The organism is Scrofimicrobium sp. R131 (assembly GCF_040256745.1).
In the GTDB taxonomy this organism is placed as follows: domain Bacteria; phylum Actinomycetota; class Actinomycetes; order Actinomycetales; family Actinomycetaceae; genus Scrofimicrobium; species Scrofimicrobium appendicitidis.
This window is the reverse complement of sequence record NZ_CP138335.1, coordinates 1636746-1650048: the sequence shown is the minus strand read 5'-3', so window position 1 is coordinate 1650048 and position 13303 is coordinate 1636746. Positions and strand designations below refer to the sequence as shown.

Sequence of the window (13303 nt, the reverse complement as noted above, 5' to 3'; positions counted from 1 at the left end):
CTGCCGAAAACGGACGCGTCGGCGAGATAGGTGCAGGTGTGTCTTCGCACAACCATCCGGAGGAAAGCGCCGCAGGTCAACGAAGGTTTGGGGCGTGGACCAAGGTCCCCGTTAGTCACCTACATCTGTTGCTTAGCTGAGCTCATCGACAGCTGTCGAGCAATTGGAGCAGAGAGGGGCACGTGCAGCATGTCCAATGAACAGACCCGCCTGGGCGGGCCATCGAGGCGGACGTTCTTGAAATGGTCGGGAGCCGTCGGCGGGGCCGCCGCGCTGGTGACGACCGTGGACTTGGGGATGCCCCGCAGCCGAGCTCACGCGGAAGAAGCAGGTTCGGACGGGGCCTCGCAGGTGGTTTGGTCCGCCTGCACGGTGAACTGCGGGTCACGCTGCCCGCTTCGGCTGGAAGTCAAAGACGGCACCGTGGTTCGGGTGCTGCCCGACGATACCGGCACCAACGAACTGGGCAGCCAGCAGGTGCGGGCCTGTGTCCGCGGTCGCTCTATTCGACACCGCATTTACAACCCGGATCGGCTGAAAACTCCGCTCAAACGGGTGGCCGGCACCAAGCGGGGCGAGGAGCAGTGGGAAGAAATTTCCTGGGAGCAGGCCCTGCAGGAGATCACCGACAAGATGAAGGAGATTAAACAGCAGTACGGCAACGAGGCGTTCTACATCAACTACGGCACCGGGACACTTGGCTCGACGCTGGCCTGTTCGTGGCCGCCGGATGCGACCCCGTTTGCCCGCCTGCTGAACACCTGGGGCGGATACCTGGACCACTACTCGGATTACTCCACCACCGAGATTACCCAGGCCTACCCGTACTTCTACGGGGACTGGGTCAACTCCAACTCGCTGGACGACGCGGCCAACTCGCAGCTGCAGGTCATGTTTGGCAACAACCCCCTGGAAACCAGAATGTCGGGGGGTGGTCAGACCTTTATCACCACCACCGCCAAGAAGCAGTCCGGGGTGCGCACCATTGTGATTGACCCGCGGTACTCGGACACGGCCGCCGTAGTGGCGGACGACTGGGTAGCGCTGCGGCCGGGAACGGACGCCGCTCTGGTGGCGGGGATGTTGCACACGATGGTCAAGGAGAACCTGCACGATCAGGAGTTCCTGGACAAGTACTGCGTTGGCTTTGACGAAGAGACCCTGCCCGAGGGGGCGCCTAAGCACGCCTCCTACCGCTCGTACCTGGAGGGGAAGGGGCCGGACCAGACCGAGAAGACCCCCGAGTGGGCCGCCTCAATCACCGGGGTCCCCGCCCAGCGGATCCGGCAGTTGGCTCGGGAAATCGCCCACGCGAAACCGTGCGCGATCACCCAGGGCTGGGGTCCTCAACGCCACGCCAACGGTGAGAACGCGGCCCGGGCCATCTTCCTGCTGGCCGCCGCCACCGGCAACATTGGCCTGGTTGGGGGTGGAACCGGTGCCCGCGAGGGCTCGGTTGGGCTCCCGTTCAGCAAACCGTTCAACACCGGCACGATGAACCCGTCGATGAAGATCATCTCGGTGTTCTCCTGGCTGGACGCGATTGACCACGGGCCCGAGATGGACACCTTCAACGCGGGGGTGTGCGAAAAGGTGGCTCCGGGGGTGCGTGCCAACAAGGTGCCGGTCGACGACAACGGCAATCCGACCAACGTGAAGTTGGACGTGCCGATCAAGATGGTGTGGCAGTACGGGGGCAACTCCATCGTGAACCAGACCGGGGACAACAACCTGTCCACCGAGATCCTGCAGGACGATTCCAAGTGCGAGTTGATCGTCACCTGCGACATTCAGTACACGGTTTCTGCCCGCTACTCCGATTACATTCTGCCCGGCACTTCCACCGCGGAAGAGTTCGACATTCACCCCGGTGAGAACGCAACCCCGATGGCTTACGGGATCGTCTCTTCCCAGGCGATCGAACCTCTCTACGAGTGCAAGTCGGTGTTTGATATCTGCACCGAGATGTCCAAGTTGCTGGGGACCGAGGCGGCCTTCACCGAGGGGAAGAGTCGCGAGGATTGGCTGCGGGAGACGATCGAGGCCACCCGCGCCAACGACCCGGACCTACCCACCTACGACGAGTGGAAGAAGATGGGCCTGTTCCGGAAGAACCTGGGGTCGGCGATCGCCCTGCAGGAGTTCCGGGCCGATCCCGAAGCTAACCCGCTGTCCACCCCGTCGGGCAAGATCGAGATTTACTCTGACCGCCTCGCCCAGATGGCCAAAAAGTGGCAGTTTGGCGTGTTCCGGCCCGAACTGGAGGGCGACCGGCTGGTGCCACTGCCCGAGTTCACCCCCACCTGGGAGGGAGCGCTGGAGGCACGCACCTCGAAGGAGTACCCGCTGCAGGTGATTGGGCACCACTTCAAGGGTCGTACCCACTCCACCTACGGCAACGTGGACTGGCTCAAACAGGCCCACCCGCAAACCGTGTGGATCAACACGCAGGACGCGGCCGAGCGCGGAATTAAGAACGGCGACACCGTCTTCGTGTTCAACGACCGCGGTACCCTGCGTCTGCCCGCCCGCGTGACCGAGCGGATCATGCCCGGGGTCATCTCGGTGCCCCAGGGCGCCTGGTACGACCCGCGCCCGGCCAACGAGGTGAAACCACCCGCGGAAGCCAACCCGGAGAAGCCGGTGGATGTGGCCGGCTCGGTCAACTCGCTGACCTCGCTCCACCCCTCGCCCCTGGCTAAGGGCAACGCGGTCCACACGTCCATCGCGCAAGTGAAGAAAGCCTGACGGGAGAGATAAATGGCTGACTCAAAGACTCAAGCGGGAGCCAACTACGGCTTCCATTTCGACCAGTCGGCGTGCACCGGCTGTGCGGCCTGTCAGGTGGCGTGCAACGACAAGTTCGACCTGCCGATCGGGGTGAACTTCCGCCGAATTGTCGAGTACTCCGGGGGCACCTGGCAGCGCGACGACCACAACCACACGGTGGTGCCGCAGGTGTTCACCTACTACACCTCGATCTCATGCAACCACTGTGAGAACCCAATCTGCGTTCAGGTCTGCCCGACGACCGCGATGACCAAGCGCGAGGACGGCACCGTCTACGTGGATGACTCCAAGTGCGTGGGCTGTCGGTACTGCGAATGGGCCTGCCCCTACTCGGCCCCGCAGTTCAACGCCTCCACCGGCCACATGTCCAAGTGCGACCTGTGCTACGACTACCGGTCCGAGGGCCAGGATCCGGCCTGCGTGGCGGCGTGTCCCTCGCGCGCACTGGACTGGGGTCCAATTGACGAACTGCGCGAAAAGTACGGCACCGAGAACGGGATTGCCCCCCTGCCAGACCCGAAGACGACGCAGCCGCATCTGGTGATCACCCCCCACCGGGACGCCCAAGCTTGGGATCGCGCCACCGGCACCATTGCGAACCCGAAGGAGATGTAAATGAACACTCACGAACTACCGATGATCCTGTTCACGGTCATCGCGCAAATGTGTGTGGGCGCGTTCATTGGGCTGGGCGTGATCCAACTGGCGGCCCGGGCCCGATTCAAGCAAAAGACCATCGACCAGGTGACCACCCCGGTCCTTTGGGCCATCGGCCCGATTCTGGTGGCGGGACTGGCGGTGTCGATGTTCCACATGAACGACATCATGCACACCCTCAACGTGTTCCGGCACTGGGATTCGTCCTGGCTCTCACGTGAGATCATCTTCGGGCTGTCGTTCGCCGCGTTCGGCTTCCTGTTCGCACTGCTGCAGTGGTTAGGCTGGGGTCCGGGGTGGCTGCGTGAAGTGGTGGCGTCCGTGGCCGCGGTGCTCGGGGTGGGGCTGATCTGGTCGATGTCCATGATCTACGCTTCGCTGCCGACCGTGCCCACGTGGAACACCTGGGTGGTCCCGTTCCAGTTCTTCGGCACCGCCCTGATCCTGGGTTCGCTGGCCATCTGCGCGGCGCTACTGATCGTCGATGCCTGGCGTCAGCGGCTGGCTGAGCGGGGTTCGACCTCGGCCCCGGCCGGGTCGGGTCTGATCGGGCAGATCCGGGGGAGGATCCGAGAGATCAACCAGCCGGCGACCGAGCCGCAGTGGCGGCTGACCATGCGGGCGGTTCAGGGTCTGTCCCTCACCGCGGCTGCGGCGGGAATCGCCGTCCTGATTTCCTACGCGCTGCACCTGACCAACCTGGCCCAGCTGGGTGAGGTCCAGGCAGCCGAGGTTTTCAGCGGGGCCTTCTTCGTGGTCCGCCTGGCACTGCTGGGTCTGTCGGCGGTGCTGATGGCTTTCCTGGCCTTCCGGATTGCCGCCACCGCTACCCGGCGCTCGGCCCGGACCCTGGCCGTGGTGGTGACCCTGGCCTTCGTGCTGGCGCTCGTGGCCGAGCTGATGGGCCGCTCCCTGCACTACGAGTCGATGTTCCGCCTCGGCATCTGATCCCGGAGCCGCGCTGTCATGACTGACCCGAGTCGGGCCCTCCTGCGGTGGATCTACGCTTCGGACACGCCGCGGGCGGTGGTGTTGGCCTGTCCGTTTAGTGAGGTGAGGCGGGTGCCGAAAGGGACCCTGGTGGTAGAGGTGCCCACCTGTGTGGATGCCCGCTACTTGGGGTTGGCCGCCCAGCTACGCGCCAGCGGCGTGGACGAGGTGGCCGTCGCCGAGACCTGCTCGGATGCGCCGACCGACCCCGGCCGCTCCTGGCAGGTCTTGGCCCAGGCCCTGACCGGCGTGCACCGGTGGCAGGAGCCGTCGGGGCGGTGGGGGAGCTGGCGCCCCGAGGTCCTCTACCTGGGCAGCATTCCGCTCCCGCGGCGACTGGTGTTGGGCCTGTCGGTTACGGGTGTGGCCGGGCCGCTGGACCTGCACCAAAGCGAGCACGACCGGGAACTGCAGGCGTTTGCCCAACTGCGAGCAGCCGGCCAGTTTACCCCGGTGCCGGTACCTTCGACCGCGTGGCGGCTGGCGGCCGATGGTTGCCTGGCCTGCGGGGTTTGTGTCCAGTCCTGCCCGCACGGAGCCCTGACCCTGACGGTGGACGAGGGAACCGCGCGCTTGGACCACCACCCGAGTGCCTGCCAGGGGGAGGGCGACTGCCTCACCCTCTGCCCGGCCGGTGCCCTGAGTTCGCCCGGGTCCCTGTCGTTGGCCGAGTTGGTGGGGGCGGGCCCGACGGAGCTGGCCCGGGTGCCGGTGGCCCGCTGCGCCCGCTGTCAGAGCGTGCATCACGAAGTGGACCAGGATTACTGCCAAACCTGTCGGCCCCGAACCGAGCAGGTGTTTGGGGTGACCGCCGACGTGGCCGAGTTGATTCGGCGGGCCGAGGTCTATCGGCGCCAGCATCTGGGTTGGGGAGTGGGCCAACTGGTTTCCGAGGCGGGGGCGCCCACTCACCGGGACTAGCCGGGGCGTCGCCCCTGGGTGCGGCTCAGGATTCCGAGGGTGAGCGGGTCGGCCACCCTGGTCAGTACCGGGCCTACGATGGCCATCAGCATCACGTAGGTGGCGGCGAGGGGGCCGATCCCGGCCACCCCGGCGGTGGCTGCAAACCCTGCAATCACGATGCTGAACTCGCCGCGGGGAATCATCACCGTTCCGGCTCGGATCTGACCGGGCAGCCCAACTCCCGCTCGTCGCGCTGCCCATGTGCCGACCGCCAGCTTCGTTGTAAGTGTCACCGCCCCGAGGGTCAGGGCCACCGGCAGCACCGCCGGAATATCCCAGGCGTTCGTTTGCAGTCCGAAGAAGACGAAAAAGACCGCTGAGAACAGGTCGCGCAGCGGCGTTAGGACCGCCCGGGCACTTTCGGCCACATTCTCAGACAGGGCAATCCCCACCAGGAAAGCCCCCACCGCGGTGGAGACGTGCAGTTCCTCGGCAATCCCGGCTACCACCAGGACGATCCCGAGGATTCCCAGCAGCAGCAACTCGTCGTTTGCGGAGAACACCAGCCGATTGATGGTCTGGCCGAATCGCACCGCGACCACCATCACGATCGCCACTGCCGTCATCGCACCGAAGACGGAAATCAGGCCGCCCATGACGCCGGCTCCCGCCAGGAGGGCGGTCAGCACCGGCAGGTACACCGCCATCAGTAGGTCCTCAAACACCAGCATCGACAGGACCACCGGAGTTTCCCGGTTCCCCACCCGGCCCAGGTCGGACAGGAGTTTGGCCGCGATCCCAGAGGAGGTGGCGTAGGTGACGCCGGCCATGGCGACGATGCCCGCTGGCGGCCACCCCAGCAGCCAGGCGGCGGCCGCCCCCGGGCTAGCATTCAGGACAAAGTCGAGGATTCCCGCCGGGTAGTGGGTTCGCAGATTGGAGACCAGCTCTTCGGCCGAGTACTCCAGGCCCAACAGAAGCAGCAGCAGGATGATCCCGACCTGGGCTCCAATGGAAATGAACTCTTCCCCGGCCGAGAGGGGGATAAAGCCTCCCCGGCCAAACATCAGCCCGCCGAGCAGGTAGAGGGGGATGGGGGAGAGGTTGATCAGTGCGGCCAGGCGCCCCAAGAGACCGAGGAGCAAAATGATGCCCCCCAGCTCCAGCAGGGTCCGGGCCAGGTCCACGGGTCACCCGCCATTGAACAGATGCTCGGCCGCGCCGAGCGCCTCGGCCGTTCCGATCAGGATGAACTTGTCACCCGCCTGAATCGAGAAGTCGGATGGAGGGGAAACAGTGACGAGCTGGTGACGCCAAACCGCTACGATTGCGGCCCCGGTCCGGGCCCGTACTCGAACCTCGTTCAGCGTCTTTCCGACCAGAACTGAATCTTGGGCCACGGTGACGGAAGCGGACTGCAGGCTCTCAACCTGCTCCGAAATGCTGGCCAGGCGCTCAACCACTCGCCGAGTGCCCAGCAGTTCGGCCAGGGCGTCGGCCTCGTCAGCACTGAGGGTCAGGGTCTCGGAGCACGAATCCGGGTCTTCCCGTGCGTAGACCAGCAGGTCCCGGCGCCCGTCGCGGTGAGAGATCACCCCGACCCGGCGGCCCCGCTCGGTCACAAAGTCATCGCGCAGCCCAATTCCCGGCAGCGCCTCCTGGTTTATCTCGATCTGCGCCATGGCCTCACCTTAGTGCGATCACCCTCCACCGCCATTCCTGTTATCAATTTGTTACCTTCAGCCGGTTGCGTCTGGGAGCGCTCCCACTAGACTCGAAGGCAGTTCTGGGAGCGCTCCCAAAACTGGTTCGAGGGGTCGCGGTTGGCCCAAGCCCATTACAAGGAAGTGATCATGCGCAAAACATCTGTCGGCGCCCTGGGCGCCTCGCTAGTGGCAGGAACCCTGCTGCTGTCTTCGTGTTCATCGGGGGGATCTGCCCAAAGCGCCGACGAGTCGGGAGGCTCAGCCGGCTCGTCGGGCGAGGAGATTACCCTGACGGTGGCCACCTTCAACGAGTTCGGCTACACGGACGAGTTGCTGCAGGAATACATGGACTCTCACCCGGGGATCAAGGTGGTCCACAACCGGGCCGCTCTGTCCGACGATGCTCGGGCAAACTATTTCCAGAAGCTGGGCAAGACCGGCCTGGCCGACATCGAAGCGGTGGAGGTCGACTGGCTGCCCGAGGTGATGCAGTACTCGGACCTGCTGGCCCCCGTGCCCGAAGATCTGAAGTCGCGCTGGCTGGACTGGAAGGTGCAGGCAGCCACCGACTCTGAGGGAAACCTGATTGGATACGGCACCGACATTGGCCCCGAAGCTATCTGCTACCGTTCCGACCTGTTTGAGGCCGCCGGGCTGCCGACCGACCGGGACGAGGTGGCTGAGCTCCTGACCGGCGACTGGGCCCACTACTTTGACGTGGGGCAAAAGTATGTCGACGCCACCGGCAAGGCTTTCTACGACTCGGCCGGGGCCATCGCCCAGGGCATGTTCAACCAGGTTGAGGCCGCATTTGAGGACCCGGACACCGGGGAAATCATTGCTACTACCAACCCGGAAGTGAAGCAGATTTACGACCAGCTCACGGCCGCCTCGGCCACCCAGTCGGCCAATCTGACCCTGTGGAGCGACGACTGGTACGCCGGGATGGCGAACGGCGACTTTGCCACCACCCTGTGCCCGGGCTGGTTCCTCGGCATCATCGAGGGCAATGCTCCCGATGTCACCACCTGGGATGTGGCCAACGTCTTCCCGAACGGCGGCGGCAACTGGGGCGGGTCCTACCTGACCGTCCCCGCCAACGGCAAGCACGTGGCTGAAGCGCAGGAACTGGCAGCCTGGCTGACCTCTCCCGAGGTACAGCTGAAGGCCTTTGCCAACGTTGGAACCTTCCCCTCGCAGGTGGAGGCTCTCTCATCCGACGAGTTGCTGAACTCGACCAACGAGTACTTCAACAATGCCCCCATCGGTCAGATCCTGGCTGATCGGGCCAGCGCGGTAACCGTCACCCCGTTCAAGGGACCCCAGTACTTCAAGGTAATGACCGCGCTGCAAGATGCGTTGACGCGCACACAGGACGGCTCGCAGACCCCGGAGCAGTCGTGGGATCAGTTCGTCCAAGAAGCAAACGCCATCAAGTAGGTCCGGCGTGAGTGACACACAGAAGTCGGGTGCGGCCTCGCGCCGCACCCGGCGGGACCGCTTCACGGCCTGGGAGCACAAGTTTTCGCCATACCTGTACATCGCCCCCTTCTTCGTGATCTTTGCTCTGGTGGGAATGTTCCCGATCATCTATACCGGGGTGATTTCCTTCATGGACTGGGACCTGGTGCGCAACACCGGCACCTTTATCGGGTTCGACCAGTACGCCTACCTGCTCAGCCAACCTAAGTTCTGGATCGCTGTTCGCAACACGTTCAGCATTTTCCTGCTGTCTTCGGTCCCGCAGCTGATCGCGGCCATCGTGCTGGCGGCGCTGCTGGACTCGAACCTGCGGGCCAAGACCTTCTGGCGGATGGGGGTGCTGGTCCCCTACGTGATGGCACCGGTCGCGGTGGCGCTGATCTTCTCGAACATGTTTGGGGACAAGTACGGGCTGATCAACAACCTGCTGTCCGACCTGGGGATGAGCCCGCTGGCCTGGCACGTGAACCCGTTCCTCAGCCACGTGGCCATTGCGACCATGGTGAACTTCCGGTGGACCGGCTACAACACGCTGATCCTGCTGGCGGCAATGCAGGCGGTCCCGCGTGAGCTCTACGAAGCCGCCACGGTGGACGGAGCCGGCCGGGTGCGCCAGTTCTTCTCGATCACGGTGCCCTCCCTGAAGCCGACCCTGATCTTCGTCATCATCACCTCGACCATCGGGGGGCTGCAGATCTTTGACGAGCCCAGAATGTTTGACCAGACGGGAACCGGCGGCGCCAACAACCAGTGGCTGACCGTCAGCCTGTACCTGTACCTGACCGGGTGGGGGGAATGGGACTTCGGCCGGGCCGCCGCAATTGCCTGGCTGCTGTTCCTGATCATTTTGCTGATTGGCGTCATCAACCTGGTGGCCACCCGCTCGGTGGTAGCCGATGCGAACGTCCGAACCAAGCGGCGTCTGCGAAAGGTGGCGCGATGAAGAAACATGTTTGGAGCCGTCCCCGGTGGTACGTGTACGGCATTTTGGCGGCGGTTCTCCTCGGATTCCTGTTTCCCTACTACTGGTCGTTCCTGATCGGATCTAAGGACGCCTACGCCATTCGCGACCCCAATATGTCTTGGCTGCCAGGGGGTAACTTCTTGAAGAATGCCAGCTCGGTGATCAACAATCCGGCGGTGAACTTCTGGCGGGCGCTGTGGAACTCGATTTACTCCTCGGCCCTGATCTCCGTCTCGGTAGTGTTCTTCTCGACGCTGGCCGGTTGGGCTTTCGCCAAGCTTCGGTTCAAAGGGTCCAAGGTGCTGCTGGTCTTCGTCATTGGGACCATGGCGGTTCCCTCCCAACTGGGAGTTGTCCCGCTGTATCTGCTGTTCTCCCAAATCGGCTGGACCGGGACCATCGGGGCGGTGATTGTGCCGGCTCTAACCAGTGCTTTCGGCGTGTTCTGGATGACGCAGTATCTGCAGCAGACAGTGCCCGACGAGTTGGTGGAGGCGGCCCGGGTGGATGGAGCATCCTCCTTCCGGACCTTCTGGACCGTGGGTTTGCCCGCCGCACGCCCGGCGGCCACCATGCTGGCACTGTTTACTTTTGTTAGCGCGTGGAACAATTTCTTCTGGCCGTTTATTGTCCTCGACCCGCAGGACCCGACGCTGCCGGTCGCGCTATCCTTGCTGCAAGCCAACTATTTTGTGGACTATTCGGTGGTGCTGGCCGGAGTCCTGCTCTCAACAATTCCGCTGCTGATCCTGTTTGTATTCACCGGGCGCCAGCTCGTGGCAGGCATCATGCAGGGAGCGGTGAAAGGTTAATATGAACTCCCAACAAATCCCGTCGAATTTCGTCCTCGGGGCGGCCACCGCCGCCTTCCAGATCGAAGGAGGCGCCGACCGGGGACCCTCCATCTGGGACACTTTCTGCCGGGTGCCCGGGGCGGTGCTGGACGGTGACGACGGCCAGGTGGCCTGCGACCACTACCACCGGTACCGCGAAGACGTGGCGCTGATGAAGCAGATGGGGCTCGACAGCTACCGGTTCTCCACCTCCTGGGCGCGGATTTTCCCCGACGGGCGGCACCTGAACCAGGCCGGGCTGGATTTCTACTCCCGGCTGGTGGACGAGCTGCTGGAGGCAGAAATCAAGCCGTGGCTCACCCTCTACCACTGGGATTTGCCCCAGGCGCTAGAGGATGAGGGGGGTTGGCCCAGCCGCGATACCGCCGAACGCTTCCGCGACTACGCGCTGACCGTCCACCGGGCGTTGGGGGACCGGGTCGACACCTGGACCACGCTGAACGAGCCCTGGTGCTCCTCCTTCCTGTCCTACACGGCGGGCGCCCACGCCCCGGGACACCAGGATCTGGGGGAGGGGATGCTCGCCAGTCACCACCTGCTCCTCGGGCACGGCTGGGCCACGCAGGCGCTGCGCGAGGCCGACTCGAACCTAGAGCTCGGACTGACCCTGAACCTGACGCCGGTCCAGCCGCTGACCAGCGCTGACAAGGCGGTGGCGGAAATTGTTGACGGGCAGGCCAATCGCTGGTTCCTGGACCCACTGTTCCGGGGCCGCTATCCGGCTGACATCGTTCAGGAGTACCGGCGGGTGGATGAGGCGGCTGCGGATCGGTTTACCGCGGCGGTTCGACCCGGTGACCTGGAGGCGATCTCCACCCCGATCGACGTGTTGGGGATCAACTACTATCAGGGCGACATCGTCACGGCCCAGCCGCAACTGCCCGCAGAGCTGGCGGAGAAGTTCGGCGAGTTTCCACTTCCTCCCCGGGGCGACGCTCCGGTCAGTCGACCCGTGAGCGCGCCCACCCCCTCGGCCACCCCGATCTACCGGCCCGACACCAGCCTGCCGCGCACCGCCATGGGCTGGCAGGTCGACCCGCTGCTGCTGACCGAACTGCTGCAACGGGTGCACGAGGAGTACACGGGCCCGGCCGGAGTCCACCTGTACGTCACGGAGAATGGGGCTGCGTTCACCGACGTCGTCACCGACGGGCAGGTTCACGACCAGGACCGGGCCAACTACCTGCAGTGGCACCTGGGTGCAGTGCTGGACGCGCAGCGCCTCGGGGTGGATGTGCGCGGCTACTTCTACTGGTCGTTCCTGGACAACTTTGAGTGGGCCTGGGGCTACTCGCAACGGTTCGGAATCGTCTACGTCAACTATGAGACCCAGGAACGGATCGTGAAAGATAGTGGCAGGCTTTATGCTGAGATCATCGCAACCCGGAAGCTGGACGTTGAACCAAACACCGGGCGGGTAATTCGGCGAGGCACACTGGTGGAGTAGGGAGAGATTATGGCACGGGCCGTCACCTTGGAGGAGGTTGGTGCGCGTGCTGGAGTTTCCCGCTCCACGGTTTCCCGGGTGATCAACGGCTCGCCCGATGCCAGCCCCAAAGCGGTTGCCGCAGTGATGGAGGCGGTGACCGAACTGGGATACGTGCCCAACCGCTCCGCCCAGGCGTTGGCCAGCCGAAAAGCAGCCGTGGTGACCGCCCTGATTCCCGAGGACATGGAGAGATTCTTCGGCGACCCGTTCTTCGGCGCGATTATCTCCGGAATTGAGGACGGAATTCGGTCCACCTCCCTGGTCCTCAACCTGGTGGTCACCTCCGAGGCATCTTCCGACAAGATCCTTTCGTTTCTGGTGGGGGGACAGTCCGACGGAATCCTGGTGCTGTCCCACCACACCTCCCACCGGCTGATTGAGGCGGTTGAACGCCGGATCCCGGTGGTTTACGGCGGAAAGCCGATCGGGAACCCGGAAGAGAAAAACTACGTGGACGTGGACAACTGTGAGGGCGGTCGGATGGCTGCCCGTCATCTGCTGGCCAAAGGCCGTCGTCAGCTAGCCATGATCGCGGGTCCGTCCGACATGCCTTCGGCCCAGGAGCGGCGGGCCGGGTTCCTGGAATTGGCCGGCTCGGCCGTGATCGAGGCGGGAGACTATTCGGCGGCCAGCGGGGCCGAGGCGGCCCGGCGGCTGTTGGACGCGGGTGGGCCGGTCGACGGCGTCTTCGTGGCCAACGACCTGATGGCTCGGGCGGCGGTCGACGTGTTCCAAGCCAGCGGCAGGCGGGTGCCCGAAGACATTGCGGTGGTCGGATTTGACGACTCGGTCGCGGCTACGGTGGCCCGCCCGCATTTGACCACTATCCGCCAGGACCCGTTCGCCCAGGGTCAAACCATGGTCCAACTGCTGCTGTCGCGACTCGAAGGCAATGAGCCGGCCCGTTCGGTGCTGCTGCCGCTAACCCTGGTGGAGCGCGAGTCGGCCTAGGGGCCCGGGGGCGGCGCGGGGTAGGTTAAGGCCGTGCCGTCCACCTGGGCAAAGTCGGTCAGGCTGGCTTCGCGAACCGAGGTGGGGGAGAGGATGTCCCGCACCTCCACCCCGCGCACCAGGAGGGCATCGGTGATCAGCCGGCGATGACAGCGCCAAGGCACCGCTTCCGAACACATGATCGCGGGGATCTGCTCCTGCGCAATAGCCAGCAGAGCTTTGAGGCCGCGGTCGAAATCCTCCGTGGCCATGTAGTCGGCGTAGTCCCGGAATGCTTTGACCCGCCAACCCGTGTTTGGGCTGACCACCCCGGCCGGAGTGTGGCGCCTTCCGCCCAGATCTTTCAACCAGACGTAGGGGAACCGATCCAGCAGGTTTTCCTGGTTCCACTGTGGGAACTTGCGCGACGACGGAAATGAGCGCACGTCGACCAGGCGGGTAATTCCGTTCTGGGTCAGCATCTCTTCCACCTCTTCCCAGCTGCGGGTGGAGTGCCCAATGGTGTACACCAGCATCC

Annotated in this window: 12 protein-coding genes; 9 read left to right on the top strand and 3 right to left on the bottom strand. The window is 64.5% G+C overall.

Features of this window, described 5'->3' with window-relative positions:
* The first annotated feature begins 189 nt into the window (after nt 1-189).
* The 4 genes from SAC06_RS07630 to SAC06_RS07615 are packed head-to-tail and all read left to right on the top strand — an operon-like array spanning nt 190 to nt 5358.
* A complete protein-coding gene (locus SAC06_RS07630) occupies nt 190-2748 on the top strand; it encodes a DMSO/selenate family reductase complex A subunit (protein WP_350257707.1) in 2559 nt (852 codons plus the stop codon).
* 12 nt (nt 2749-2760) lie between these two features.
* A complete protein-coding gene (locus tag SAC06_RS07625) occupies nt 2761-3405 on the top strand; it encodes a DMSO/selenate family reductase complex B subunit (RefSeq protein ID WP_350257706.1) in 645 nt (214 codons plus the stop codon).
* A complete protein-coding gene (locus tag SAC06_RS07620) occupies nt 3406-4395 on the top strand; it encodes a dimethyl sulfoxide reductase anchor subunit family protein (protein WP_350257705.1) in 990 nt (329 codons plus the stop codon).
* 18 nt (nt 4396-4413) lie between these two features.
* Nucleotides 4414-5358 (top strand): 4Fe-4S dicluster domain-containing protein, encoded by a 945-nt coding sequence (locus SAC06_RS07615; RefSeq protein WP_350257704.1) that lies wholly within the window; start codon nt 4414-4416, stop codon nt 5356-5358.
* On the opposite strand, the gene SAC06_RS07610 is transcribed toward SAC06_RS07615, so the two are convergent.
* Both SAC06_RS07610 and SAC06_RS07605 read right to left on the bottom strand, forming a co-directional pair.
* Nucleotides 5355-6527, bottom strand: coding sequence for a cation:proton antiporter (locus SAC06_RS07610; RefSeq protein ID WP_350257703.1), 1173 nt, complete (start codon nt 6525-6527; stop codon nt 5355-5357). The genes SAC06_RS07615 and SAC06_RS07610 overlap by 4 nt on opposite strands.
* 3 nt (nt 6528-6530) lie before the next feature.
* On the bottom strand, nt 6531-7022 hold the full coding sequence (locus SAC06_RS07605) for a cation:proton antiporter regulatory subunit (protein ID WP_350257702.1): 492 nt from the start codon (nt 7020-7022) through the stop codon (nt 6531-6533).
* Nucleotides 7023-7193: 171 nt separating this feature from the next.
* Here SAC06_RS07605 and SAC06_RS07600 point away from each other — a divergent pair, with 171 nt between their 5' ends.
* The 5 genes from SAC06_RS07600 to SAC06_RS07580 are packed head-to-tail and all read left to right on the top strand — an operon-like array spanning nt 7194 to nt 12786.
* A complete protein-coding gene (locus tag SAC06_RS07600; RefSeq protein WP_350257701.1) occupies nt 7194-8486 on the top strand; it encodes an extracellular solute-binding protein in 1293 nt (430 codons plus the stop codon).
* Between the two features lie 7 nt (nt 8487-8493).
* Complete coding sequence (locus tag SAC06_RS07595; RefSeq protein ID WP_350257700.1) at nt 8494-9471, top strand: sugar ABC transporter permease; 978 nt, start codon at nt 8494-8496, stop codon at nt 9469-9471.
* Complete coding sequence (locus SAC06_RS07590) at nt 9468-10304, top strand: carbohydrate ABC transporter permease (RefSeq protein WP_350257699.1); 837 nt, start codon at nt 9468-9470, stop codon at nt 10302-10304. Before SAC06_RS07595 ends, SAC06_RS07590 begins: the two co-directional genes overlap by 4 nt.
* Before the next feature lies 1 nt (nt 10305).
* Nucleotides 10306-11793, top strand: a complete 1488-nt coding sequence (locus tag SAC06_RS07585) for a glycoside hydrolase family 1 protein (RefSeq protein ID WP_350257698.1) — start codon at nt 10306-10308, stop codon at nt 11791-11793.
* 9 nt (nt 11794-11802) lie between these two features.
* Nucleotides 11803-12786, top strand: coding sequence for a LacI family DNA-binding transcriptional regulator (locus SAC06_RS07580; protein ID WP_350257697.1), 984 nt, complete (start codon nt 11803-11805; stop codon nt 12784-12786).
* Here SAC06_RS07580 and SAC06_RS07575 read toward each other — a convergent pair.
* A complete protein-coding gene (locus tag SAC06_RS07575) occupies nt 12783-13301 on the bottom strand; it encodes a DUF488 domain-containing protein (RefSeq protein ID WP_350257696.1) in 519 nt (172 codons plus the stop codon). The two genes, SAC06_RS07580 and SAC06_RS07575, sit on opposite strands and share 4 nt — an antisense overlap.
* Nucleotides 13302-13303: the final 2 nt, after the last annotated feature.

Excerpts from the sequence above, each read along its gene's own strand:
- SAC06_RS07620 (WP_350257705.1), top strand. The coding sequence starts at position 3,406 with ATGAACACTCACGAACTACCGATGATCCTGTTCACGGTCATCGCGCAA.
- SAC06_RS07630 (WP_350257707.1), top strand. The coding sequence starts at position 190 with ATGTCCAATGAACAGACCCGCCTGGGCGGGCCATCGAGGCGGACGTTC.
- SAC06_RS07575 (WP_350257696.1), bottom strand. The coding sequence starts at position 13,301 with ATGCTGGTGTACACCATTGGGCACTCCACCCGCAGCTGGGAAGAGGTG.
- SAC06_RS07585 (WP_350257698.1), top strand. The coding sequence starts at position 10,306 with ATGAACTCCCAACAAATCCCGTCGAATTTCGTCCTCGGGGCGGCCACC.
- SAC06_RS07625 (WP_350257706.1), top strand. The coding sequence starts at position 2,761 with ATGGCTGACTCAAAGACTCAAGCGGGAGCCAACTACGGCTTCCATTTC.
- SAC06_RS07615 (WP_350257704.1), top strand. The coding sequence starts at position 4,414 with ATGACTGACCCGAGTCGGGCCCTCCTGCGGTGGATCTACGCTTCGGAC.
- SAC06_RS07600 (WP_350257701.1), top strand. The coding sequence starts at position 7,194 with ATGCGCAAAACATCTGTCGGCGCCCTGGGCGCCTCGCTAGTGGCAGGA.
- SAC06_RS07590 (WP_350257699.1), top strand. The coding sequence starts at position 9,468 with ATGAAGAAACATGTTTGGAGCCGTCCCCGGTGGTACGTGTACGGCATT.
- SAC06_RS07605 (WP_350257702.1), bottom strand. The coding sequence starts at position 7,022 with ATGGCGCAGATCGAGATAAACCAGGAGGCGCTGCCGGGAATTGGGCTG.
- SAC06_RS07580 (WP_350257697.1), top strand. The coding sequence starts at position 11,803 with ATGGCACGGGCCGTCACCTTGGAGGAGGTTGGTGCGCGTGCTGGAGTT.